Source organism: Ralstonia sp. UNC404CL21Col (genome assembly GCF_000620465.1).
In the GTDB taxonomy this organism is placed as follows: Bacteria; Pseudomonadota; Gammaproteobacteria; order Burkholderiales; family Burkholderiaceae; genus Ralstonia; species Ralstonia flatus.
Map to the genome: position 1 here is coordinate 561,163 of NZ_JIBE01000003.1, position 23,580 is coordinate 584,742.

The 23,580-nt window shown below is 62.9% G+C and carries 18 protein-coding genes, 1 other RNA gene and 1 pseudogene; 5 read left to right on the forward strand and 15 right to left on the reverse strand.

Features of this window, described 5'->3' with window-relative positions:
- Positions 1–63: 63 nt before the first annotated feature.
- The gene (locus tag N511_RS0102690; protein ID WP_027677886.1) at positions 64–573 is read right to left on the reverse strand and encodes a glycine zipper 2TM domain-containing protein; all 510 of its coding nucleotides are present in this window, start codon (positions 571–573) and stop codon (positions 64–66) included.
- Positions 574–732: 159 nt separating this feature from the next.
- Between N511_RS0102690 and ubiG the strand changes: the two genes are divergently transcribed.
- The 4 genes from ubiG to ssrA all read left to right on the forward strand — a co-directional run bounded on the left by ubiG (position 733) and on the right by ssrA (position 6,426).
- Positions 733–1,449: a bifunctional 2-polyprenyl-6-hydroxyphenol methylase/3-demethylubiquinol 3-O-methyltransferase UbiG gene (gene ubiG / locus N511_RS0102695; protein ID WP_027677887.1), complete on the forward strand. Its 717-nt coding sequence runs from the start codon at positions 733–735 to the stop codon at positions 1,447–1,449.
- Positions 1,446–2,135: an HAD-IA family hydrolase gene (locus N511_RS0102700; protein ID WP_027677888.1), complete on the forward strand. Its 690-nt coding sequence runs from the start codon at positions 1,446–1,448 to the stop codon at positions 2,133–2,135. The genes ubiG and N511_RS0102700 overlap by 4 nt, the downstream gene beginning before the upstream one ends.
- A 118-nt stretch (positions 2,136–2,253) precedes the next feature.
- Positions 2,254–6,036 carry a DUF748 domain-containing protein gene (locus tag N511_RS0102705; protein ID WP_027677889.1) on the forward strand — a complete coding sequence of 1,261 codons (3,783 nt, stop codon included), beginning with the start codon at positions 2,254–2,256 and terminating at the stop codon, positions 6,034–6,036.
- Between the two features lie 32 nt (positions 6,037–6,068).
- Positions 6,069–6,426: a transfer-messenger RNA gene (gene ssrA, locus N511_RS24675) on the forward strand.
- 527 nt (positions 6,427–6,953) lie between these two features.
- Here ssrA and N511_RS25175 read toward each other — a convergent pair.
- The 8 genes and pseudogenes from N511_RS25175 to N511_RS0102745 all read right to left on the reverse strand — a co-directional run.
- Positions 6,954–7,089: pseudogene (locus tag N511_RS25175) on the reverse strand (IS3 family transposase); the annotation flags it as partial.
- 43 nt (positions 7,090–7,132) lie between these two features.
- Positions 7,133–8,149, reverse strand: a complete 1,017-nt coding sequence (locus tag N511_RS25435) for a fimbrial protein (protein WP_231479561.1) — start codon at positions 8,147–8,149, stop codon at positions 7,133–7,135.
- 49 nt (positions 8,150–8,198) lie between these two features.
- A complete protein-coding gene (locus tag N511_RS0102720) occupies positions 8,199–10,691 on the reverse strand; it encodes a fimbria/pilus outer membrane usher protein (RefSeq protein WP_231479591.1) in 2,493 nt (830 codons plus the stop codon).
- Between the two features lie 230 nt (positions 10,692–10,921).
- Complete coding sequence (locus tag N511_RS0102725; protein WP_027677892.1) at positions 10,922–11,668, reverse strand: fimbrial biogenesis chaperone; 747 nt, start codon at positions 11,666–11,668, stop codon at positions 10,922–10,924.
- 88 nt (positions 11,669–11,756) lie between these two features.
- Entirely contained in the window at positions 11,757–12,311 is a 555-nt protein-coding gene (locus N511_RS0102730) for a fimbrial protein (RefSeq protein ID WP_231479562.1), read from the reverse strand.
- Between the two features lie 374 nt (positions 12,312–12,685).
- Entirely contained in the window at positions 12,686–15,142 is a 2,457-nt protein-coding gene (locus tag N511_RS0102735) for an ATP-binding protein (RefSeq protein ID WP_197032026.1), read from the reverse strand.
- Between the two features lie 190 nt (positions 15,143–15,332).
- The gene (locus N511_RS0102740) at positions 15,333–17,789 is read right to left on the reverse strand and encodes an ExeM/NucH family extracellular endonuclease (protein WP_027677895.1); all 2,457 of its coding nucleotides are present in this window, start codon (positions 17,787–17,789) and stop codon (positions 15,333–15,335) included.
- A gap of 192 nt (positions 17,790–17,981) precedes the next feature.
- Positions 17,982–18,317 carry an RcnB family protein gene (locus N511_RS0102745; RefSeq protein ID WP_027677896.1) on the reverse strand — a complete coding sequence of 112 codons (336 nt, stop codon included), beginning with the start codon at positions 18,315–18,317 and terminating at the stop codon, positions 17,982–17,984.
- Positions 18,318–18,566: 249 nt separating this feature from the next.
- Between N511_RS0102745 and N511_RS0102750 the strand changes: the two genes are divergently transcribed.
- Positions 18,567–19,199: a LysE family translocator gene (locus N511_RS0102750; RefSeq protein ID WP_027677897.1), complete on the forward strand. Its 633-nt coding sequence runs from the start codon at positions 18,567–18,569 to the stop codon at positions 19,197–19,199.
- Positions 19,200–19,293: 94 nt separating this feature from the next.
- Here N511_RS0102750 and N511_RS0102755 read toward each other — a convergent pair whose 3' ends face one another.
- The 6 genes from N511_RS0102755 to N511_RS0102780 form a co-directional block, all read right to left on the reverse strand.
- Entirely contained in the window at positions 19,294–19,521 is a 228-nt protein-coding gene (locus N511_RS0102755) for a sulfurtransferase TusA family protein (protein ID WP_004629370.1), read from the reverse strand.
- A 47-nt stretch (positions 19,522–19,568) separates the two neighbouring features.
- A complete protein-coding gene (locus N511_RS0102760; RefSeq protein ID WP_027677898.1) occupies positions 19,569–20,150 on the reverse strand; it encodes an NUDIX hydrolase in 582 nt (193 codons plus the stop codon).
- Positions 20,151–20,164: 14 nt separating this feature from the next.
- Positions 20,165–21,202 (reverse strand): threonine aldolase family protein, encoded by a 1,038-nt coding sequence (locus N511_RS0102765; protein ID WP_027677899.1) that lies wholly within the window; start codon positions 21,200–21,202, stop codon positions 20,165–20,167.
- A gap of 43 nt (positions 21,203–21,245) precedes the next feature.
- The gene (locus tag N511_RS0102770; RefSeq protein ID WP_004629375.1) at positions 21,246–21,434 is read right to left on the reverse strand and encodes a 4-oxalocrotonate tautomerase; all 189 of its coding nucleotides are present in this window, start codon (positions 21,432–21,434) and stop codon (positions 21,246–21,248) included.
- Between the two features lie 55 nt (positions 21,435–21,489).
- Positions 21,490–22,275, reverse strand: a complete 786-nt coding sequence (locus N511_RS0102775) for a class II aldolase/adducin family protein (RefSeq protein ID WP_027677900.1) — start codon at positions 22,273–22,275, stop codon at positions 21,490–21,492.
- A gap of 75 nt (positions 22,276–22,350) precedes the next feature.
- The gene (locus N511_RS0102780; RefSeq protein WP_027677901.1) at positions 22,351–23,565 is read right to left on the reverse strand and encodes a YbfB/YjiJ family MFS transporter; all 1,215 of its coding nucleotides are present in this window, start codon (positions 23,563–23,565) and stop codon (positions 22,351–22,353) included.
- Positions 23,566–23,580 lie beyond the last annotated feature (15 nt).

Sequence of the window (23,580 nt, forward strand, 5' to 3'; positions counted from 1 at the left end):
CCAAACGCGCCATCGCTTTTTTGTTTTGGGGCACCGGAGGCCCCTGCCTCATAACCGCCCTTCTTACTGATAGGAAGGTGTCGCCTGATCGTTGGCGACCATGGCACGATCGCCAACACGCAGGTTGTTCGGATTCCGCTGCGTCACGGTCGCGACACGGCCATCGTCCAGCCGCACGCTGATGCGGTAAACGGTTTGCCCACCGGCACCGGCGCGCTGCTCAACCTGGTTGCCTGCATAGGCGCCGAGTGCTGCGCCGCCAATGGTCGCGACCGTGTTACCCGTACCGCCGCCAACTTGGTGACCCAGGATACCGCCGGCCACACCGCCGATGATCGTGCCCAAGATGCCTGGGCTATTTGCCGGGGCTTGCATCGGCTGAATCGATTCGACTCGACCATAAAGTGCACCCGTTTGCTGCGGCTGCCCGCCATAAGCCGGTTGCTGGCCGTACGCCGGAGGCTGTTGAGCATACCCGCCGTTATAGCCACCGCCGTAACCCGGCGCGGCGCATCCAGCCAGGACCGTCAGGCCCACAACACCCGCTGCTATCAGAATTTGTTTGGATTTCATTGATCTCTCCTTGAGCGAAGGTGACAGTTGGAGGAATTGCATGCGCGTTTGTTCACGTCTGTTTCAATGTGAAACCTTTTCGCAGACCCTTGATTTGGTCAGGGCCTCGCTTTTTGGTACATTTCCTCACCTAGCCGATATGCCCTGGCGCAGCGCAACATGACGACCACTCACGCGAACGCCGATCCCGGCGAACTCGAAAAATTCAGCGAACTCGCCCACCGCTGGTGGGACCCGAACAGCGAGTTCAAACCCCTGCACGAAATCAACCCGCTGCGCCTTGACTGGATCCAGTCCATCGCGCCGCTGGCCGGCAAACGCGTCGTCGACGTCGGCTGCGGCGGCGGCATTCTCTCTGAGAGCATGGCGCGTGCCGGGGCCAGCGTCAAAGGCATCGATCTGTCTCGCAAAGCATTGCGTGTCGCGGACCTGCATAGCCTCGAGGCGGGCGTTACCGTGGATTACGAGGAGATCGCCGCAGAAGCGTTGGCCGCTCGTGAGCCCGGCAGCTTCGACGTCGTCACTTGCATGGAGATGCTCGAACATGTGCCCGATCCGGCCTCCGTTGTGCGCGCTTGTGCGACGCTCGTAAAACCGGGTGGATACGTGTTTTTCTCGACCATCCATCGAAACGCCAAGGCGTACCTGCTGGCCGTCATTGGCGCGGAATACGTACTCAACATGCTGCCGCGCGGCACGCATGATTACGCCAAGTTCATCCGCCCCTCCGAGCTGAGTGCGTTCGTCCGTGGTGCCGGACTTCAAGCACAAGAGATGCGCGGCCTGGAATACAACCCGATCAGCGGCCGCTACGCCCTCACGCGTGACACCAGCGTCAACTACCTGATGGCGACACGCCGTCCGGCTGAAGCATGACGATGAGCCGCTTTCCCGATCCGCTGGGTGCGGTGCTGTTCGATCTGGATGGCACGCTTGCGGACACGGCGCCCGATCTGGCCGCCGCAGCCAACAAGGTGCGCACCGATCGGGGCCTCGAACCGGTGGAGTATGAAGCGCTGCGCCCCGTTGCCTCGCATGGCGCGCGGGGGTTGATCGGCGTGGCCTTCGGCGTTGGGCCGGGGGATGCCGAATTCGAGTCGCTACGGCTGGCGTTTCTCGCCAACTACGAGGCGGAAATCTGCGTGCGAACGCAACTGTTTCCGGGCATGGCTGAGGTGCTGGTCGAACTCGGCCGCGCAGGCATTCCTTGGGGCATCGTCACCAACAAGTCGGGCCGCCTGACGGTGCCGCTGGTTGCACAGCTGCCGTTTCCGGTACCGCCGGCCTGCGTCGTTGCGGGCGACACCACCCCGCACGCAAAACCCCACCCCGCCCCGCTGCTGCATGCAGCCGAATCCATCGGCGTCGACGCACGGCAGATCGTCTACGTGGGCGACGACCTGCGTGACATTGAAGCCGGCCGCGCTGCTGGCATGCCTACCATTGCGGCCAGTTACGGCTATTGTGGTAATGGGCCGTCGCCAGTGGAATGGCGCGCCGATGCGCTGATCGCCAGCGCAGCTGAACTGATTCCGCTGCTGCTGGAATCGCAACGCGCTTGATCCCGATGCCCAGGTGAATGCCTGGGCGCCGCACCTTTCAGGACCGCTGCCTCCCACGGGGACGTGGCGGTTGACCGACTGACGAAGTAGGCCACGCCGTGGCCGGACCGACACCAGCATGAGCACCTCCCCCGATTCGCGTCCTGACCTGCAATCGAATACCAACAGCTGGCGCGCGCGGCTTGATCGCGTGCGCAGTACGGCCGGCTGGCAACGCGCGGCGCAGGTTGGTACATCGCGTCGCACGAAGCGCATCGGGATCGGCGTGCTGATCTTTCTGGTGGTGTTCGGGTTGCTGGGCGCATTCGGTGGGCCGCCGCTGCTGCGCCACCTGGCGCAAACACAGCTCAGCAAGCTGCTGGACCGGCCGGTTTCGGTCGGCAAGATCGGCATCAACCCATACACACTGCGGCTTGATGTCGACCAGCTCCACATTGCCGAGCGCGACGGCAAAACCCCGTTCGTCGACGTGGGCCATCTGCATGTGAACGCGTCGTGGAGTTCGATCTTCCGCCGGGCGCCCGTCATCGAAGAACTCAGTATCGATGCGCCGCACGTGCGTATCGTGCGCACCGCCGAGCAGCGCTTCAACTTCTCCGACATCGTCGACAAGCTGACGCAGCCGGACAACCCGCCCAAACCCAAGTCGGACGAACCGGCGCGCTTCGCCTTCGCCAACCTGCAGTTGACGAACGGCACGATCGATTTTGCCGACCAGCCGCTTGGTGCGCAGCACAAGGTGGACGGATTGCAGATCGGCGTGCCTTTCCTGGCGAGCCTGCCCGCTGACGTGGACATCTTCGTGCAGCCGCTGCTGGCCGCCCGCATCGACGGTGCGCCACTGCATTTCGCGGGCAAGACAAAGCCGTTTGCCGAGTCGCTCGAATCAAACCTCAACATCAAGATCGACGGTCTGGATCTGCCCCGCTACCTAGGCTACGTGCCGGGCCCGCTGCCGGTGGCGGTGCCGCAGGGCAAGCTGACGACCGACCTGACGATCGACTTCCAGAAACCGAAAAGCGGCGCGCCGGTGCTGCGGGTGCATGGCACTGCCGGCCTCGACAACCTGCAAGTGGTCGACGCCAGGAAAGCGCCGCTTGTGGCCGCCAAACAGGTGCGCGCAACACTTGCCGACGTGCGGCCGCTCGACAACGTATTCCACCTCGATGCACTGACGCTTGATGGCGTGCGCGTCGATGCCACGCGGGGTGCCGATGGCGCCATCAATTTCGCGCAACTCGGCGGCAAGCCCTCGCATGCCGAAGCGAAGCCCGCCAAACCCGAGCCCGCACCAACCGCCAAGCCGAAACCGTTAGATGTGGTGGTCAGCAAGCTGCAACTGGCCAACAGCACCGTCCATTGGCATGACGCAACCACGCAGCCGGCTGCCGACCTGACGCTGGAAGACCTTCGCGGCGACATTGGCGTGCGCACCCTGGGCGGCCTGACCACGCTCGATGTGGGTGCCAAGCTGGCGCAGGGCGGCACGCTGAACGTCAAAGGCAACACGTCGCTGGAGAAGAACACCGGCGAGCTGGAGCTGAAGCTGGAAGGTGTGAAGCTGGCTGGCATCGGCCCGTATCTGCGCCAGGCCGGTGCGCCGCAATTGCAGAACGGCGCGCTGTCGGCCGACGGCAAGGTGGCGCTCGACTTCGGGCCGGACAAATTCAACGTACGTGCCGAGCCGCTGACCGCCAGCCTGACCGATCTGTCGCTGGCGCCGGCCTCGGGCAAGGACACCGCGCTGCGTGCCAAGCTGCTGCGCGCGGATGTAAAGAGCTTCGACCTGAGCGCTCGCACCCTCGCATTGAACGAGGTGCGCGCCGACGGCCTGCAGATCGACGCACTGCGCAAGAAGGACGGTACGACCACGTTGACGCTGCTCGATGGGCCGCAGCCAGCGACCGGCAAGTCGGCAGCGCCCGCCAAGTCCAGCGCAAAGTCGAATGCCCCGGCCGAAAAGCCGTGGGCAGTGACCGTGCAAACCTTGAAGCTGGACAACAGCGCTGTCGGCTTCGAAGACCAATCGAACTCGCGTCCGGTCAAGGTGCGTGTCGAGCCGCTGAACGTGGTCGTGCAGAACGCCTCCACCGATCTCGGTAAACCGGTCAACGTGCAGATCGGTGCGGGGCTGGGCACGAAGGGCAAGCTCGATGTGCGCGGCGAGGTGGTGCCGCAGCCGCTGAAGGCCGACCTGCGCGTGAACTCGCAAAACGTGTCGTTGGCGGGTTTCGACCCGTATCTCGACAAATCGCTGAATGCTGCGATTACGAGCGCGCTGCTCTCGATGGACGGACGCCTCGTACTCAACCAAGGCAAGGCGCTGACGGTCAACTACCAGGGCAACGCGACGCTGGGCAACGTGCGCTTGCAAGACCGCGTGAGTTCGGACGACTTCCTGCGCTGGCGTTCGCTCGCGCTCAACCGCATCCAGGCCAACTACGACGGCACCACGCCGCGTGTGCGGGTGGGCGCGGTCGCGCTGTCGACGTTCTACGCGCGGATCATCATCAATCCGAATGGACGCCTGAACCTGCAGGACATCCGCGTGCAGCCGACCGAGGAGCGGCGTTCGCTGACCCAGAGCGAACCTGCATCGGCATCGGGCGCCGCAGCGTCCGCCCCCGCAGCGGCGCCCGTGGTGGCTTCGGCCCCGACTGCGGCTCCTGCATCGGCGGTCACCGTCACAGCCACCGGCCCCACGCCCAAAGCCGGCGGCGCCGACCTGCGCGTTGACGCCATCACGCTGCAGGACGGCAACATTCGCTTTACCGACAACTTCGTCAAACCAAATTACACCGCCAACCTGACCGCCATCGGCGGCTCGATCGGCACCATCAGCACGGCCGCCAACCAGACACCCGCAGATGTGACGCTGCGCGGCAGTGTCGACAGCACGGCGCCTGTGGACATCCACGGCAAGGTCAACCCGCTCGCCCCCACGGCCTTCGTCGACCTGACGGCCAAGGCCGACGGCGTGGAACTGACCAACCTCACGCCCTACTCCGCCAAGTACGCCGGCTACCCGATCACCAAGGGCAAGCTGACGATGGATCTGCACTACCTGCTCGACCAGGGCAAGCTGACCGCCGACAACCACATCTTCATTGACCAGCTGACCTTCGGCGACCGCGTAGAAAGCAAGGACGCGACCAATCTGCCGGTACGGCTGGCAGTGGCGCTGCTGAAGAATTCGCGCGGCGAGATCGATGTGCGCGTGCCGGTATCCGGCTCGCTGGATGACCCGCAGTTCAGCATCGGCGGCGTCATCCTGCGTGCATTCGTCAACCTCATCGCACGCGCCGTGACGGCGCCCTTCTCGCTGCTGGCTAGTGCGTTTGGCGGCAGCGGCGGCGAAGAACTCGGCTACATCGAGTTCGATCCGGGCACGTCCAACATCAGCCAGGCATCGGTGGCGAAGCTGGACAAGCTCGCCACGGCGCTCAAAGATCGCCCGGCGCTGAAGGTCGACATCGTCGGCCGCGTCGATCCGGAATTCGACCGCGACGGCCTGCGCCGCGAAGCCGTGAACCGCCAGATTCGCGAACAGAAGCTCAAGGACGCGGGCGACGCCGCGGAGGCAGACACCAGCGTCAAGCCGGAAGAGGAGGCCAAGTACCTTGAACGCGCCTACAAAGCCGCCAAATTCCCGAAACCACGCAACGTGATCGGGCTTGCCAAATCGTTGCCGCCCGACGAGATGCGCAAGCTGATGGAAACCAACGTGCAAGTGACGGATGCGGACTTGCGCGAACTCGCCCAGCGACGTGCCAACGCCGTGCATGTGGCGCTGGCCGAACGTGTGGATCCCGGACGTCTCTTTGTGGTGGCGCCCAAGCTGAACGCGGACGGCATCAAGGACAAAGGCAAGACGACGCGGGTTGATTTCTCGCTGAAGTAGCCCATCTATGGGATAATTCACCTTTCCTTACTGGGGCCGACCTGGTTTCGACGTGGGTTGCAAAGCAGTGGAGGGCATACCGAGGACCCGTCACCTCGTTAATCAATGGGAATGCAATAACTGCTAACGACGAACGTTACGCACTGGCAGCCTAAGGGCCGCCGTCCTCGCACTGGCTCGCTGACGGGCTAGGGTCGCAAGACTAGCGAGGTCATTTACGTCAGATAAGCTCTAGGTGAGTCACGGGCCTAGAGACGAAAACTTAGTGAATCGCCGTCGTAGAGCGTGTTCGTCCGCGATGCGGCGGTTAAATCAAATGACAGAACTAAGTATGTAGAACTCTCTGTGGAGGGCTTGCGGACGCGGGTTCGATTCCCGCCGGCTCCACCAAATACCTTTCAAGCGGCTTCAACGCTTGGCAAAAAACCCCTGTGGAGCTATGCGCTCCGCAGGGGTTTTTTGTTGGCGATTACACCGCTGTTGAACACCACCGCGCGCTGTCAAAAACATGGATTCCGCTGGCACGTCATCGGACCGCCTGTTGCGCGCCCTCTAATCGTAGCTAACTATGAAGGTCACCGCGCTGTTGGCTGTGCGCGGCACGATGTCAGGCGCGGTCTGACAGTAAGCGGCATTAAGCGTGATGCTGAAGTTGCCACTGGCGGCGACTGTAGCCATGGAGTAGACAAGACTCCAAGCAAGCCCGATTTCCGATCGGGAGGGCGGTGGCGCCCGTCGTGGCCGTGGGAATCCCTCCCACGGAATTGTTTACGCCCCAGCGCTGGCTGGCGGTACAAACGTAGGAAACTGCTTTTTGCCCCTCGCCCAAAACCACCGGACTTTCATATATCACTGTGCCAACGGGTGCATCGCGCGGTGCTGCAAGGTTTGAAGGAATCTGAAACTGGAGGGACACGCATGCGCCGCAATTCTCGGATTTGCTTGAGCGCCTGGGCCGACTCGGACACCGGCACCACTTCCTCTTCCACACTGCCGACAGCTGCCGTCCTGATCCAGCTTGCGCCACTGAAACACCTGATTCGGATTCACACCCTATCCAGGGGGCGCCGCTCCAGGGAGCAGCCCCATCACCGAACTAGTCGTAGCTCATGATCAATGTCACTGAGCTATTCGCCGTGCCGGGTTCAACCACTGAAGAGGTCTGGTAGTAGGCCGCCTTGAGCGGAATATTAAAATCGCCGCCGGCCTTGTCGTAGCCGCTGAAGCTGATCAGCTCGTTGAACGGTGCTGGATTGCCGCTCTCAGTGAGAATCTGCAAGCCAACGCCCTTTGCGGTCGACGCAGCATCGAGAGCGACGACTGAACGCGAACCGTCGACGATATTTGTATTGGGTTTCAGCAAATAAGAGATCTTGCTGATGCCCTCGGGACACTGTTTCAGGCCAATCGAAAAATTGACGGGCGCCAATGCAGTACCAACACCTTTGAATTGCCCGATCCGATTCTGGTCGCCCATCTTCACGGTCACATCTGGCGTCTTACAAGTGAGCGTGCCGACTCTGGCCTCGTTGCTCATGAAGAACGCGACAGGAAAAACTTCGTTGTTGATGGACATATAGCCAATGACGCCCGCCGGGACACTGGCGCCCGCCGAAACCTGGCCAATCTTCTTGATGGTGATCTGGTAGCTGGTCCCGTTAAAGCCATAGCCGCCCGCTGCACGCTCCCACCCTTGAGATATGTCAGAGTAGAGCATGCCAAGATCCACCCTCTTCAGATTCCACGCAAGCCCAGTATCACCGATTAGAAAATCGGTGTTAGCCGCACCTAAATTACCGACCATGTTTTTTACTCCGACTTTATACGTCGCGGTGCATCTATAAGAATTAGCAGGGCTTTCAAATAGGTAGACGGGGCTTTCCCAAACAACTGCGCCAACCGGCGCATCACGCGGCACGGTGAGCTCGGCGGGCATTGCGAACGACACAGTCTTGGCCGAGTGGCCGGGGTAATACGTGCAATTCGCAGCATGCACCTGTGTGACCGAAAACCGCATCACAAAAATCATCGCCAGTACTTTCAAGCCGCCTAGAACGAGATTCGATTTTTTTAAAAAAAAACTTACCCAGGGGTTATTTCCTTGCGATTTCATTGTGCGATCTTGCATTCTTCCGCTTGGCCCTCGAATGAGGACTGCAGGCTCATCGGCAGCGCAAAGTCTGACGCTGGTAGTTCTGCCCCGGCTGCGCAGGCGATAACGCATAAGACGCCTGGCAGCTGCCTTCCTTCCACTTCACCCTCAACGTGCCCTTCTCCTGCTGGAGAAGTACGAAAGCGTTGCCGGTCGGGTCTGCAATGCCGAGGTGTCTTCCCGTTTGCGCATCTTCCACACTGGCCCCAAACGGCACTGGCGCCCCGTCGGCTCGTTGGAGTGCGAATTGGGCGCGCTGGCCGCTATAGCCTTTGAACGTAGCCTGCACGATGGCGCCGCGGCGAGGCACCACTTGCTTGACGGCATCTTCGAGTTCCACATCCGCACCGAGGTTATGGGTCTCCGGGCTCAGAGCGTTCAGACGATACGGCTGTGCATAAGTGACCACCGCATAGCCATTGCGGCCGACGGAGGTGCCTGTGTCGGTCTTGACGTCCACGCCCTTGAGCCCTTCCACCTTCATCAGCGCAAAGGTATCGCCCACGGTACGGCTGAAATTGACCCCGCCCCGATGGACCACCACGGAACCTGTGGCCCCAACGCTGGCTGACTGATAGTCGCGTGAAGCGTTCACGTTGGCGTTGAGCTGGCCGACGTCGGTATCGCGCGTAATGCTTGCCCCCCCGGTAGCGCCGCGTCCGCTGCCGGTGTACCCGGCCTGCATGGCATACGACGTGTTCTCGTTCACGAAGCCGCTCAGGCCGCTTTGAACGGTGGTGCCGCCATGATTAGTGTTGCTGATGTTGGTATAGGCGCGCGCAGACCGGACCTTGCCACCCAGCGGAATGGACATTGTCAGCATGATCTGCGTGCTGTCGCCGTTTCCGCTGAAGCGCGTGTCTTTTGTCTGGCTCAGGCTCAGGTTGTAGCTCAACTGCTTCCAGTTGTTGCCGTAGCCGACGCTAATACTGCGGCTCGAGCCCGGTCGATTCCAGAAGGTCTGCTGGCTCAGATTCAGGTAGACGCTGCCGTATCGTCGCTCGATTCCACCCAGATCCTGACTGGTGGTCAGGTCGATGCGTGATCGGCTACGGCCGGACTGGAAACCCGCGGCATTGGCCCACCCGTTGCTGACGTTGCTGCCGGAGTTGTAGCTCAGGTCGTTGACGTGGTCATTGAAGGTGCGATAGCCCGACGTCGAGTACCGATAGGCGGCCAGCGTGAAGTTGGTGTTGGTTCGGGTGAACGTCTTGGCATACAGCACCCGCACGCTCTGCCCGGTGTCCCGCTTGCCGCGCACGCGGCTGCTCGATTGCGTCAGGTCAACGGACAGCGCGCCGACAGGCGTATTCGTACCGACCCCCACGTTCATGGCCTGGAAGTCTTTCGAGATCTGGATGCCGCCTGCTACGGTGCTGTTGTCGGTCAGGCCGTAGACCAACGAACCTGTGACGAGATTCGGTGCAGGACCTTCGTCGCCGTCGTACTTGCCTGCAGCAAAGTTGTACTTGAGACGACCCTTTCGCTGCATCAACGGCAGGCTCGAGAACGCTTGGTGCGTGACGCGCTTGCTGCCGTCCGCTTCAATGACGGTGATTTCCAGGTCACCGTTCGAGCCGGACGGGAAAATGTCGGTCAACTGAAACGGGCCGGGCGGCACGTTGGCGCGATACAGCACGTACCCACTCTGCCGCACCTCGACGACCGCGTTGGTGGCCGCTTGCCCGCGCACGATCGGTGCGTAGCCACGTTCGCTGTCAGGCAGCATGGCGTCGTCGGAGCCGACCTGCACGCCGCGAAACCGCACACTGTCAAACAACGTTGCGTCGGAGTACTGCTCCCCAAGGGTCAGTTGTCCCTTGATTGCATCGATGTCGCGCTGAACCAGTGTGCGGTTGCTCTTGAAGCGTGTCTGCCCGCTGTTGCTTCCACTCACCGTGGACTCATTCCGCAGTCGCCAACGACCAATATTGACGCCGTTCTGCAGGCCGATGAAATAGCTGCTGCTATCGTTGCCCACACGGCCGTGGCCGTAGTTGCCGCTGAACTGGTAGTTGACGTAACCCGCCGTGACCCCTTCGTCCCACAGCGCAGGGTCTACATAGCCGCGCGCTGCACGGGAGAGAAATGCCTGGGGAATGCTCAGATTGAGCTTCAAGCGGCCGGCATCGAAATCGACCGAAGCCTGATCCAGCAGGTGAGGCAGATCAAGGCAAGCCTCACTGTTGACGTCCAGTGGCGGCGTGATCGCGGTGAGATTGACGCCGAAAACCTGCAACATCTTGGCGGTGAGACATGGCCGCAGTTTGGCTTTATCGGCGTCTTGATAGAAGTCGATGTCGCGGCGGCCGACCAGATTGCCGTTGACCTCCACCTCTACACGGTAGGTGCCGGGCGGCACGCTGCTCCCGGAACTGAGCACGGCACTCAAATCGGCCGGGCGCCCTTGGCCGTGCAGGAAGCTCGTGTTGTAAGCAAGAAGCGATGAATCGGCTTGCGCAACGAGCGTCTCCCCTTCGGCGGCGCGCGCGCTGCTCATCATCGCCACACACACGGCAAGATACAGCGGCGTCGCGCTCGGGCGTGCAGCAGTCGTTTTTCCATGGGTCTTTCTGGAGAACGCTTTGGGAGTCCGGCATGTAGACATCGCAATGCTCGCTTCTGGCTGAGTGAATCGGGGGGGGTTACATCGGCAAGCTCCGCTACGGTAGGTGCGGGCTAAGCCAGCCTGCCTGGGGCTAACACGGGGAACCGGCCTGACAGCCGGCCCGATCAGTTACCGGTGGATACCGGTGTGCTGGGCTGACTACCGTGCAGAGTGACGCGGTAACTTTGGCGGCCGCCGTAGTCGTTGATAACGTCGTAACGGAGCTCGAGCGGGGTGGCGCCAGCGGCCGGCAACTTGACTGGCAAGACCGCGGTTGAACTTGGCGCAACCATCTTCGCGTCGACGACGGGCTCTTCTGCACTGCCCGCATGCATCTTTGCGTCCACCACGGTGACGTGAAACAGGCTCGGATTGCTCAATCGCAGCATCGCCTTGCCGCCATCCTGATTGAGTTGCCACTGCAGGCTGGAGGGAGCTTTCACCGGATCCGCAGTCAAACCGGCAGGCCGGTAGAACACCTTGATGCGCTGGCGAACAGCGAGCTGCAACACGTTGTCATTAGAGGCAGCTTGCGGCACCTCCTGCACGTTCAACCAGAACGCCGACTCCCGGTCTGTCGGCATACCCACCCCTTGGTACAGAACGCGCAGCAGTTGCTGCTGCTTAGCTGCCAACTTCGCCAGAGGCGGGGTAATGGCAAACGGCAACTGCTCGCTTGTGCCGTCATCCAGCGGATCGAGCCACGCCTGAATCAATGCATCCGCGCCATCGTTGTTGACGACCACGGACGTTTCCTTGTTTTTGCCTTCAAAGATCAGCCGCGTGGTGCTAAGGGAAATGCTGGCGTGACTCGCGGACGCAGCCAACGCGCACGCTAACGCCGCGCCAGCGGCGCATCGTTTTGCTTTCATATCCGGAATTGCCTTTGAAAAAAGAGACGGCAGCGGCGGGGAGCGGCCGCTGCCGGTTGAAGCCAGCCGGAAATGGCTGGCGCTGTGCTTACTCGTAGGTGAGCGTGAACGGCAGGCTGGCGTTGGCGATACCCGGCTTGATCTTCGTCGGGTCTGCGGCCACATAGGCCGCGGCGAAACGCACATTGACTGCGCCACCGGTCGCCGGCACGGTCGTCTGTGCCAGCAGGTTGCCGCTGCTGAGGTCGTACGCGTTTGCGCCAGCACCCGTACCTTCGTACACAGCAATGCCCACGCCCTGAGCAAAACCGGCGGCGGTATTGCCGCTGTTCACGCGTAGCGTCTTCTTGTCGGCGCTCAGGTCGGCCGCTTTGCCTGCGAACTTCATGCTGACCTTGGCGCCGGTCTTGCAGACCACGTCAAAGTTGGCAGAACCGGCACCGCTTGTCAGGCGCTTGGGCGCAGCAACGGTACCAATATCGTCAGCAGCGATCTTGCCCATGTCCACGTTGATGGTGCCCGCATCGCCGGTCAGCGAAGACACCTTGCAGGTGTCGCTCAGGATCGTGCCTTGGAAATTGATGACGCCATCCACCGAGGTGGGCGTCGTTTGCGCCATTGCGGCAGAGGAAAGAGCAGACATGGCGACGCCAGCCAGGAACAGTTTTGCTTTCATTGACTTACCCTTAGATTGAATCCACGGCACGAACGTGCGGGATTTGGTCGAGAACAAATGCCTATCGAAGAAGGCAGGCGCAAGTATTCCAGCGCGATTGGCAGCGCAATATCAGACTGCTCTGAAAAGCGGTGCGAGATGGACGCAGATGTTTCGCGCGTCCTCCGCCTTGGGCATCTGACGTGCAGAGGCCATCTCGCCGTGAACACCGCGGATAACAAGCCAAGCCGTCGAGATGGAGACCCTGTGGCAGGACAAGGCGCCACGCTGCCGCAAGGCAGTCGGGCAGCGCGTGTGGGGCGTGGGATCAGGACGAGCCTGCACGCCCCCAGGGAGGGAGATCAAGCGTTGGGTGTATCCGCCCCGTGCAAGGATTGGATTTCAGCCAAGAGGGCCTGCATGTCTGCGGTGATGTCGCCGAACGATTGAGAAAGCCGCCGCTCCAGCTCACTTGCCAAGCCGCGCGTATGCAGATCGTCCACAACGGCGGCAGCGCCGGAAATTCGATGAGCCGCTCGACGTGCCTGCTCAATGTTGCGATTAGCGAGGCCCTGAGCAAGCATCTCGAGATCGGTCTTCATGGTCTGTCGATAGATCGCAAGCACGTCAACCGCCGGCGCCATGTCGTGTTCGATTGACTCCGCGTTGGAGCCGGAATCGCCGTGAGCACACCAGAGCTCGATCAGTTCCCGTAACGCAGCCAGACGTAATGGCTTGCCCAGAACACCGTCCATGCCGCTATCGAAACACCGCACACGGTGCGCGTCGTCTGTCGCAGCGGAGATGGCGACAATCGGCGTGCGCTCGCCCCCGCGCTGGTGCTCGATTTCTCGCATGCGTTGCGCGACGGTATAGCCGTCAATGCCTGGCAGGTTGCAGTCGAGCAGCACCATGTCAAACGCTGCTGACGCAAACTGTTCGAGCGCCGCTTCGCCGGTGCCGGCAATGGCAGACCGGCAAGCCAGTGCGTCAAGCTGATGCTGGATCGCGTGTTGCACCGCTTCATGGTCATCGACCACCAGGACGAGTGGACCTTGCTTCGATTCCGGCGACTGCGGTTTTTGCGGTTGAGGAGGCGATATCCCCTGAGGCACGGCCCCTGACGACTCTTCCCCAGCCTTCGGCAATGCCGCCTCTGTGTGCGCCTCGCGCGTCGGCAACATGACGGTGAACACCGTGCCGACCTCCGGGCTGCTGCTGACGGTGATCACACCCTCCATCAGCTCGACCAACTCGCGGCAGATCGACAAGCCCAGCCCACTGCCGCTGGCACCGCGATTGCCCGGGCTCTCCACACGCGCATAAGGCTCGAAAATGTTCCGCTGGCGCTCTGGAGGAATGCCCATGCCCGTGTCCCTTACCTCGAGTACGAGCGTTCCGGTGCCGCGCCGTTTTCGGGGCAGATAGTCGACGCGGAAAACAACCTTGCCGGCCGAGGTGAATTTGATCGCGTTCACCAACAGATTCAAAGCGATCTGCCGCACGCGCATGGCATCGATGTCCACACTGAAGTCTGGTGCACAGGCGAGATCGAGTGACAGTGCCAGCGCCTGGTCTTCGGCGCGCCAACGCACCATGCCAAGCGTCTGCTCCGCCCAGGGTCCGATCATCGTTGGCCGGAGCGCGAGTGTCACGCTGCGGGACTCCAGGCGTGAGTACTCAAGGACATCGTCGAGCAGCGCCAAGAGCGTTTCCGATGCCGAGACGGCGGCGTCCGCACGGCTGGCCTGCTGGCCGGTCAACTGCGAGCGCTGCAGCAGCTCCAGCGAAGCGAGAATGGTGTGCATCGGCGTGCGGATTTCGTGGCTGATGAACGCCAGGAACATCGCCTTGTCGCGCTCACTGCGGACGGCGGCAACACGCGCACGCCATAGCACATACGCCAACACCGCGAACGCCAGAACAATGGCCGCAACAAGAGCGACTTGCTGCCAGCGGTAATGCAGGATCGATGCGAGCGACGGCGCGCCGTAGTCGGTCGTTTCCTGCCACCGCTGCCGGATCGCGTCTGCGTCCGATGCCGAAATGGCCGTCAGCGACTTATCGAGAATCGACGCGAGTACGGGATTGTCATCGCGCGTGACCATCGTCAACGCATAGGGCCGGTCCCAGAGGCTGCCCGAGAGGAACAGCCGCCCCTTGAACTGCCGGTGCAGTTGCGGAACGATCGACGCGTCTGTTCCGAGCGCGGCGTCGGCATCGCCGTCAACAACCGCCTCCAACGCGTCGGACTCGTTTTGAAACGTCAGCAACTTCACCGGTACGGAGCTGCGGCGGATGGCGAGTTCAAGACCGCCGCCGCCCTTGATCGCAAGCCGTTTGCCGGACAATTGCGAGAAACTTGCGAATAGGTTTTCCTGCTCCGCCGTCACGATGGCGATTGTCCCGACATAGTACGGCGTACTCGCGATGAAGCCCTCCCGGTAAGGTGCTTCGGCTTCGTCCTTGCTCCAGTCAGGGAGCATGTCAACCTGCCCCCGCTTCAGGGCAGCCAGGGAGCCGTTCCAGCATGCTCCGTCGACATACTCGAAACGCAACCCACTCAACTGTGCAACCGCGTCGAGGAACGATGGAACCATGCCGGCTACCTTGCCCCCTTTGACAAACTCGAACGGTCGCCAGTGCGCGTCGACGCACGTACGCACTACCGGATGCGCAGCAATCCACGCATGCTCTTCCGGTGTGTATAACGAAGGCGCGGCCGCATGGCCACTGGCGGACATCAAGCCCAGCCATAAGGGCAGGATCAGCGCGCGCACCATCGCCGCTACATTGTTCACAGCATCCCCAGTCGCCATATCGGAGTCGATTGCATCGGCACGTCGCGTTCGCGATGTTGCCGATCTTGCCAGTCCACAAGCTTAATTCAGTCCCGAGCCGGATGGCCGGAAACTGCCTTAAGGCCGTGTCGAACGGTCAGCGAACACACGGATACGACTCGACTGGTGATGGAGCTGCCGCGCGTCGCCCGAGGAAGAACGTGGACGCTCAGGACCGACGCGCACGACGCCGCGCCTGGGCTACCGCAGCTGCGGTCAGTGCGAGCCCAAGGATCGGGTCCACCGCACCGGCACCCCCCGCCCCTGCGCTGCCCGTGGCGCCACCCGTCGCAGCATCGCCTTCCGGACTCGTGCCGCCACCTGCGTTTTGCGTATTGAGCGCGAGATCGACCAGCACCGGATCGTGGTCCGACGAGCGGTAGGCGTCCGGCGCGTAGAACGTCTGTTGCTGCTCCGCGCTCTTGTATGCGAAGGAGTATTCCAGCGCGATCGGTTCGTCGGCGTTGATATGCCACTCGTGGACGGCGCGCACACGCTCGGCCAGGCCGGAGGTGGCAAGCGCATGGTCGATGTAGCCGGATTCGCCGCCGTAGACATAGCTGTAGGCGTCCTTGCCGACGAACTTCTCCACCATGTCGGCATATCCCTTGTTGGCAAGCAGCACAACCGGGTCTTCCTTGGCATAGCTGTTGAGGTCACCGATCAGGAGCTTGCCGATGTCTGCCACGCCGGTGGGCGACGTCGCCAGCCAGTCGGCGATCAGGCCGGCAGCGCGGACGCGGGTGGAGTTCCAGCAGCTTTGGCCATCGCCCTGGTCGGCGTCCTTGCCGGTCGCGCCGGAGCAGCCCTTCGACTTCAGATGATTGACGACGACAGTGAAGTTTTGCGTGCCACCGATGCGTCGGAAGCTGCGTGCGAGCGGCTGGCGATTCTTGTCGTCGATGGCCAGGGTGGCCGGCACGCCGACCGGCTCGACGGTCCGGCCGTTGTAGATGATCGCCACCGTGATCGCATCGCCGCCGAGCTTCGGCACGCCCGGTTCGACGTAGCGCCAGTCGGCGCCAAGCTGGCTCGTCAGGCGGCGGATGGCGCTGAGGCTGCCGTAGCCGTCGTTCTCGATTTCCATCAGGCCGACCACGTCGGCGTCGATGGCGCGGATGGCGGCAACGATCTTGGCTTCCTGGCGTTCGAACTCGGCTTGTGTCTTGGCCCCTCGATTGGCCGGATCGTCGAAGCCGGCACCTTTGCCGTCACCGTTGAAGTAGTTCAGCACGTTGAACGACGCCACGCGCACATCGGCCTGGGCGTGGCGTGCAGGTGCGCCGGCACGCGGGTTCGCGGCAGCGTTGAAAGCCGGTGCGGCGGCGCCCGGCACGGGCTGCAGGCGCCAGGCGTTATAGCGCATTTCCAACACGCCCTGCACGCCGCTCACCGTGTAGCCGGCGCGCACGGGGTTCGCGGCCGACAAGCCCGGCGCGGGATAGCGCACGGTGCCCGGATTCTGCTGATTGGAGCCATCGTCGAGCACGATGCGGTTCAGCGCATTGGCCGCGGCCTGCGCTGCCGCCCCATTCGCGGGAGGCGCCACGTTTGTGGGCAGCGGCAGGCGCCCGTTGCTGAGCAGCACGCTGCCATAGCGCCCCAACTCGTACGTTTCGCTCACCGTCAGCGTTTGCGGCAGGCGCACGAGCATCCCTTCATATGCCGCCAGTGCCTTGGCATCGGCCACGGGCAAGGTCACATCGACGGGCGTCACGCTGTGGCCGCTGGCGCAGCTTGCGATGCCATTCGTGGCCAGCGTCAGTTGCGTTTGGCCGTACTTTTCCTCGACCTTGCCGACGAGGTGGACGAGGTCACCAGCGCGCGCGCTGACCCCAGGCGCATAGACGAACAGCCCTTCCGACACGCCGGGCAATCTGCGGCGCTGTGCGTCGGGTTGTTGCACGAAGAAACCGTTGAAGCCGTTCGTGCCGCTGTAGTCGGCGGTCACGACCGCTTCGATCTCAACGTTCTGACCGGCCAGCGGCGAAGTCGCGCCGGCGCCCTGCACGTCTGCAAGGTGTGTTGCCGGCGCCCCGCAGACGGCCGTGGCAAGAGGTGGCGTGACGGTGCCCTGCCCGTTGTACAGGCCAAGATCGGAAAAGTCGTCGATGTTGAACGCGTCCCATTGCGGAGATGGGTCAAAGGCCGCCGTGATGTTCGCGTCGCCCATCTTCACCGTGCCTTTGCGGCGCAACGTGTGGTCTTTCGTGCCATCGCTGGCTGTGCCCCAAAAGCCGGACGGCGGCTGATAGCCGACCTGGCCGATGCGATCGACAACGACGCCGGAGCGTGTGAGCGTAAGCGCGTTGTCGCCGTTGAACGAGAACGCCGCGGTCTGGTTGACGCGCGTGCCGAGCGCGCTTGCCAGCGTGCTGTGGGCCATCACGTGAACAGCCCCGGGCGCCAGCTTGCCCGAGAGCGAAAACGAAGCGGTGGGCGTGCTGGCGCCATTGTTGTACTGCTCGATCTTGTAGACCCCCAGATCGGCCTCGATGCCGTCCGGGTTGTAGATTTCGATGGCTTTGTTGTTCGAGCTGCCTTCTACGTACTCGCTGATAAGAAGCTCGGCATGAGCAGGCAACGCCGTGAAGAGCACGACGGGAAGAAGGAAATGCAGGCGCATGGGGATCAGGGGATGGGGGGAGGAATGGTCTCGGCATACCTTCAACAACGCCGATGACGCACGCATGGCGCGCCGTCGCCGATCGTTCAGCATTCTGTAAGCCGGGCCTTCCGGGCAGCCTGCCCTCACCAAAAAATGAAAAACCCGCGACGCTTTCGCACTCGCGGGTTGCTCACGCAGCGGATCGCTTTGTTAGCCGCCGATCGTCACATTGAAGACGAGGCCATCGGGTCTCACCAGGTAGTAGCCGCCGTCCACACCGACCCAGTGGTAACCGCGCGGCGGGGGCGAAAGACGATGCTCGCGCCAGTCGTCGATGATGTATTGGCGATCACGGTATTCGGGTGGAATGCGCTCACCGCGGTGCCACCGATGAGCCATCTCGCGATCGGCTCGACGATCCATATCGACACGTTCTTCGTGGCGGTCGCGGTCCCAGCGGTGATCGCGCTCTTGCGCATGGCTGGCCAGCGGTGCGAGCGCAGAGACGGCCAGCATCAATGACATCAGCAACTTGGTCTTTTGCATGGATTGGCTCCTTGAAGCGTCCGGACATGCCGGACCTTGTTTCCACTCTATGCCGCCCCTCCGCTCCAGGCTGTGACGAAGCACGTTAAGGATGTAACAGTGGATTTTCGAGTGCCTCGTGCGCCGCGTAAGCATTCGAGCGACCGATACAGAATCGGCGAATTTTGTGATGTTCTGTACCTGTCAGGCCTTCGATAGCGGGTGCTAGCCTGCAAGCTTCTCACCTTTGCCGCCAATTGCGCATCCGCCATGCCCACCCTCACCAATCTGCTGACCTTTGCCCTGGTTGCGCTCGGCATGGTGCTGACGCCGGGCCCGAACATGATCTACCTGATCTCGCGCTCGATCTGCCAAGGGCGCAACGCGGGGCTCGTGTCGCTGGCGGGCATCGCCACGGGTTTCGTCTTCTACATGCTGTGCGCCGCATTCGGCATCACCGCCTTGCTGATGGCCGTGCCGTTTGCCTACGATGCGCTGCGCTTTGGCGGGGCGATCTATCTGCTGTACCTCGCCTGGCAGGCGGTGCGGCCGGGCGGCCGGGCACCGTTCCAGGTGCGCGAACTGCCGATGGACAGCCCGCGCAAGCTCTACACGATGGGCTTGCTGACCAGCCTGCTCAACCCGAAAGTGGCGGTGCTGTATCTGTCGCTGCTGCCGCAGTTCATCGAGCCGGCGCATGGCAGCGTGCTGGTGCAGTCGGTGTGCCTGGGCGTGACGCAAATCTGCGTCAGCGTGACCGTCAATTCGATGATCGCCGCGACGGCGGGCAGCATCGCCGCGTTTCTCTCGCGCAAGCCGAGCTGGCTGTCAGTGCAGCGCTACCTGATGGGCACTGTGCTGACGAGCCTGGCGCTGCGCATGGCGATGGAAGCGCGCAAGTAGCCACACACGGTCGATCAACATATCTGCCGCCGAATGAAAACGGGGCGATCCAGCCAAACCGGATCGCCCCGTTTTCTTTGAACGCGCTGCCAGATCAGCGACGGCGCATATAGAACGTGAACACCTTGTCGTGCTCGCTGTGCTCCAGCAGCTCGTTGCCGGTCTGCTTGGCGAAGGCCTGAAAGTCCCGCGTGGCGCCGGGGTCGGTGGCAAGAATCTTGAGCACGTCGCCGCTTTGCATGTCGGCAAGCGCCTTCTTCGTGCGCAGAATGGGCAGCGGGCAATTCAGGCCGCGTGCATCGATTTCCTTTTGAAACTCCATGTCTTCCTCAGTGGTACGGGCAAGCGGCGCAGTGCCGCTTGCATCAGTCATTCCGGAATTGTAACGAGCCGTGTGGGTTGCCACTGGCGCGGCGGCGGCTCGGCCGGTTCACCGGTACGGATGTCGATGTAGCTGACGGGCAGGCCGCGCGCGGTCAGGAAATCCGCGACGGCATAGCCCGTGCCGGCCGTCCACGGACGGACTTTGTCAAACGGCTTCAAGCGGTATTCGACCAACTCTTCCGACAACGCGATCTCGCCATCGGCCACCACGTGGTACGCAATGATGAGTTCATTCTTGCGGATGAACTCATACACGCCGATCAGCGAGATCGATTGTGCGTCGAGGTTCGTCTCTTCCTTCAGTTCGCGCGCGATGCCCGCTTCGGGCGTCTCGTCGCGTTCGAGAAAGCCCGTGACGAGCGCGAACATGCCCTCCGGCCACAGTGCATTGCGCGCCAGGAACATCTGCCCGCGATATTCGACAACCGCCGCCAGGACGGGCAGCGGATTGTTCCAGTGCACGAAGCCGCAGTCCTGCGCCGGGCACGCGATGCGCAAGCGGCCGGCGTTGTGCTGCTCGACGAGCGGCGTGGCACATTGCGGACAGAAACGGTAGTCGAAGCTCATGGCAATCAGATCGATCAAACGGCCTGCGCGCAGGCTGCGCGAATATCGGCGGCGAAGGCTTCCACCGTCTCGGGTTGCACGTCCCACGAGCACATCAGGCGGCAACCGCCCGCGCCAATGAACGTGTAGAAGCGCCAGCCGCGCGCGCGCAGCGTCTCGATGGCGGGTAGCGGCAGCTCGGCGAACACGGCGTTCGATTCGGTTGGGAACATGATACGCACGCCCGGCACGTCGGCAATGCGCGCGTGCAGCAGCTGCGCCATCGCGTTGCCGTGACGCGCGTTGCGCAGCCACACATCGTTTTCAAGCAGACCCATCCACGGCGCCGAGATGAAGCGCATCTTCGAGGCCAGTTGGCCCGCCTGCTTGACGCGATAGGCGAAGTCTTCCGCCAGGCGGCGGTCGAAAAAGACCACGGCCTCGCCGACGGGCAGACCGTTCTTCGTGCCGCCAAAGCACAGCACATCCACGCCGGCGCGCCAGGTGATCTCCGACGGATGCACGCCGAGCGACGCCACCGCATTCGCAAAACGCGCGCCGTCCATGTGCACACGCAGTTGCCGGCGCTTGGCAATCGCGGCAATCGCGCGCACCTCGTCGACGGTGTAGACGGTGCCGACTTCCGTCGACTGCGTCAGCGAAACGACTTTGGGTTTGGGATAGTGGATATCGGAGCGCCGCGTGACGAGCGCTTCGACCGCATCCGGCGTGAGCTTGCCGTTCTCGCCTTTGGCGGTCAGCAGCTTGGAGCCGTTGGAGAAGAACTCCGGGCCGCCGCATTCGTCAGTTTCGATGTGCGCCAGCTCGTGGCAGATCACGGAGTGATACGACTGGCACAGCGACGACAGCGCCAGCGAATTGGCCGCCGTGCCGTTGAAGACGAAGAAGACTTCGCAGTCGGTCTCGAACAGGTCGCGGATGCGGTCGCACACGCGCTGCGTCCAGGAATCATCGCCATAGGCCGGCTCGTGGCCGCTGCCGTTGGCCTCCAGGAAATACTTCAGCGACTCCGGGCAGAAGCCCGCGTAGTTGTCTGAGGCGAAATGCTGCATGGGCTGCATGGCGGACCGGCAAATGGGAGTGGAAGAGGACGACTTACTTCTGTTCGGACCACAGCACGCCGCCGGTGGCCCAGTTTTCGCGCTTGATGTCGGTGATGATGATGTCGACTGCGCCCGGCGCGCAGCCCAGCGATTCACACGTGACGCGCGTCACCTCTTCGACGAGCTTCCTTTTCTGCTCAACGCTGCGGCCCTCGAACATCTCGATATGGAAAGTCGGCATGGTGTCTCCTGTTTGGTGAGTCGCTTTGACAGTCGCGGCGGTTGTGCCAGTCGCGTCAGTCGCGATATGAAGCGTCGATTTTATCCAGTTTGCGCAACAGCGCCGGCCACTCGATCACGCCTTCGATGGCGCCGCCATCTTCGAGCTGCTCTGCCGCACGCTCTGCCACTTCCGGCGCGGGCGCGACGACCTCGCCGCCGGCAAGCGCCTGGATCTGGATCTCGCATGCCTTGATGAGCGTGACCATCAGCACGTGCGCCTCTGCCACGGTCCGGCCGATGGTGAGGGTGCCGTGATTGCGCAGCAGCATGGCGAAATGATGGCCGAGCGACGCGGTGAGGCGCGCGCCCTCTTCCGGCGTAAAGGCAAGACCTTCGTAATCGTGATACGCGAGGCGCCGGTGAAACCGCAGCGCATGCTGAGACAACGGCAGCAGCCCGTGCTTCTGCGCGGACACGGCAATGCCCGCCGTGTTATGCAGATGGATCACACACTGCGCGTCGGGCCGCGCGGCATGCACGGCAGCGTGCAACGCAAAACCCGTCACGTTGACGGACGGGCGTGCTGCCGCATCGGGCCAGTCGCCGACGAGTTGGCCGCGGCCATTGATCTTGACCAGGTTGGATGCGGTGATCTCGTCGAACGCGAGGCCGAACGCGTTGATCAGGAAGTGATCGGGCTCGCCGGGCACGGTGGCCGACAGATGGGTGTAGACAAGGTCGTCCCAACCGTTGAGCGCGGCCAGTCGGTACGCGGCCGCAAGGTCGACCCGCACGGCGCGCTCGGCCTGGCTGATCTCGCCGCCGGGCACAACGGCATCGGGGCGCAAGGCAAAAGACATGAGGCTCCTCCAATGGAGGAGGCATTCTAGAACGGGCGCGTCGACTGCGTGGTGCGCGCCTTCACATGCCGCGCATCACGCACGCGCGGGCGACGCACGCCTGACCGCAACGAAGATCACCACGCCCGCCACCAGCGACACCGCCGCCACTGCCAGCGACGCATTGAAGCCGCCCGTGGCGGCAAACAGGCGGTTTGCCAGCGGCGGCCCTGCGATCTGGCCGATGCCGTACGCGGCCGTCATCAGCCCCATCAGACGGGGCGCCGCATGCGGCCAGAGCCGGCGCGCCTCGCGCATGGCGAATAGCGTGATCGCCGTGAACGGCAGGCCGAGCAGCGTGCTGGAAAGCGCCAACCCCGCCACGGTTGGCCACACGATGCTGATACCCACGGCAACGGCCTGCATTGCGTATGCGCTGGCCAGCAGCGAGCGGTTATCGCGCGCCAAGCTGATCCGGGTCGAGAGGAACGCACCGAGGGCGACGCCCGCGCCGAACATGGGCCAGAACAGATCGGGCCACACTGAACCCGCAGGCAGCACCTTACGGGCGATCACCGGCAAAAACGTGGCGGTGATGATGTAGCCGAAGCCTGCCAGGCCGTAGGCGATCGTGAGCGCGCTGGTGGGCGCATCCAGGCCGGGCGTCGTGCCCGAAGCCGCCGGCGCCGGAGCGGCATGCGCGTGGGCTTCCGGCCGGATGGTCGACCACACGGCCGCTGAGAGAAGCGCCGACAGCACACCAAACGCCATCCATGCCGACATTGCGTGCCAACCCAGCGCCACCATGCCGCTGGCGGCCAGCCCCGGAATGGCGATGCCCAGGCCGGGCCCGCAGAAGATGATGCCGCCAAGTGCTGCGTGCCCAAGCTCGGTCAGCCGATGCAGGCACCAGCCCGCCGTAAAGACGAACACCAGAGCGCTGGCCATGCCTGCCGCAAAGCGCAGCACGAACCAGACCGGCTGGCCTTGCAGCATGCCCATCCCAGCGGTCAACAGCACCGTTGCAATCAAGCCGGTGCGGATGAGCCGCGCCGCGTCGCCGCGCACCGCCATGCAGGCCAGCGCGCCCACGAAATAACCAAGGTAATTTCCGGCGGCCAGCCAGCTACCCTGCGCGAGCGTCACGCTCCCGTCGTGCAGCATCATCGGCAGGATCGGCGTAAAGGCGAAGCGGCCGATGCCCATTGCCACGGACAGCGCCACCATACCGGCAATCGCCACGCGCCATGCGGTGACCCGCTTCGAATGCGCGGCGGACAAAGCGGACGAGGACAACAGCGTGTGCTCCATGGAAGGCCCGGATGA

What these genes read in the sequence shown, in the direction of transcription:
- N511_RS0102755 (WP_004629370.1), bottom strand. Translation starts at nt 19,521, where the DNA reads ATGGAGTTTCAAAAGGAAATCGATGCACGCGGCCTGAATTGCCCGCTG.
- N511_RS0102745 (WP_027677896.1), bottom strand. Translation starts at nt 18,317, where the DNA reads ATGCAAAAGACCAAGTTGCTGATGTCATTGATGCTGGCCGTCTCTGCG.
- N511_RS0102780 (WP_027677901.1), bottom strand. Translation starts at nt 23,565, where the DNA reads ATGGAGCACACGCTGTTGTCCTCGTCCGCTTTGTCCGCCGCGCATTCG.
- N511_RS0102760 (WP_027677898.1), bottom strand. Translation starts at nt 20,150, where the DNA reads ATGAGCTTCGACTACCGTTTCTGTCCGCAATGTGCCACGCCGCTCGTC.
- N511_RS0102730 (WP_231479562.1), bottom strand. Translation starts at nt 12,311, where the DNA reads ATGTCTGCTCTTTCCTCTGCCGCAATGGCGCAAACGACGCCCACCTCG.
- N511_RS0102740 (WP_027677895.1), bottom strand. Translation starts at nt 17,789, where the DNA reads ATGCGCCTGCATTTCCTTCTTCCCGTCGTGCTCTTCACGGCGTTGCCT.
- N511_RS0102720 (WP_231479591.1), bottom strand. Translation starts at nt 10,691, where the DNA reads ATGATGAGCAGCGCGCGCGCCGCCGAAGGGGAGACGCTCGTTGCGCAA.
- N511_RS0102700 (WP_027677888.1), top strand. Translation starts at nt 1,446, where the DNA reads ATGACGATGAGCCGCTTTCCCGATCCGCTGGGTGCGGTGCTGTTCGAT.
- N511_RS25435 (WP_231479561.1), bottom strand. Translation starts at nt 8,149, where the DNA reads ATGAAATCGCAAGGAAATAACCCCTGGGTAAGTTTTTTTTTAAAAAAA.
- N511_RS0102735 (WP_197032026.1), bottom strand. Translation starts at nt 15,142, where the DNA reads ATGGCGACTGGGGATGCTGTGAACAATGTAGCGGCGATGGTGCGCGCG.
- N511_RS0102690 (WP_027677886.1), bottom strand. Translation starts at nt 573, where the DNA reads ATGAAATCCAAACAAATTCTGATAGCAGCGGGTGTTGTGGGCCTGACG.
- ubiG (WP_027677887.1), top strand. Translation starts at nt 733, where the DNA reads ATGACGACCACTCACGCGAACGCCGATCCCGGCGAACTCGAAAAATTC.
- N511_RS0102750 (WP_027677897.1), top strand. Translation starts at nt 18,567, where the DNA reads ATGCCCACCCTCACCAATCTGCTGACCTTTGCCCTGGTTGCGCTCGGC.
- N511_RS0102765 (WP_027677899.1), bottom strand. Translation starts at nt 21,202, where the DNA reads ATGCAGCATTTCGCCTCAGACAACTACGCGGGCTTCTGCCCGGAGTCG.
- N511_RS0102725 (WP_027677892.1), bottom strand. Translation starts at nt 11,668, where the DNA reads ATGAAAGCAAAACGATGCGCCGCTGGCGCGGCGTTAGCGTGCGCGTTG.
- N511_RS0102705 (WP_027677889.1), top strand. Translation starts at nt 2,254, where the DNA reads ATGAGCACCTCCCCCGATTCGCGTCCTGACCTGCAATCGAATACCAAC.
- N511_RS0102770 (WP_004629375.1), bottom strand. Translation starts at nt 21,434, where the DNA reads ATGCCGACTTTCCATATCGAGATGTTCGAGGGCCGCAGCGTTGAGCAG.
- N511_RS0102775 (WP_027677900.1), bottom strand. Translation starts at nt 22,275, where the DNA reads ATGTCTTTTGCCTTGCGCCCCGATGCCGTTGTGCCCGGCGGCGAGATC.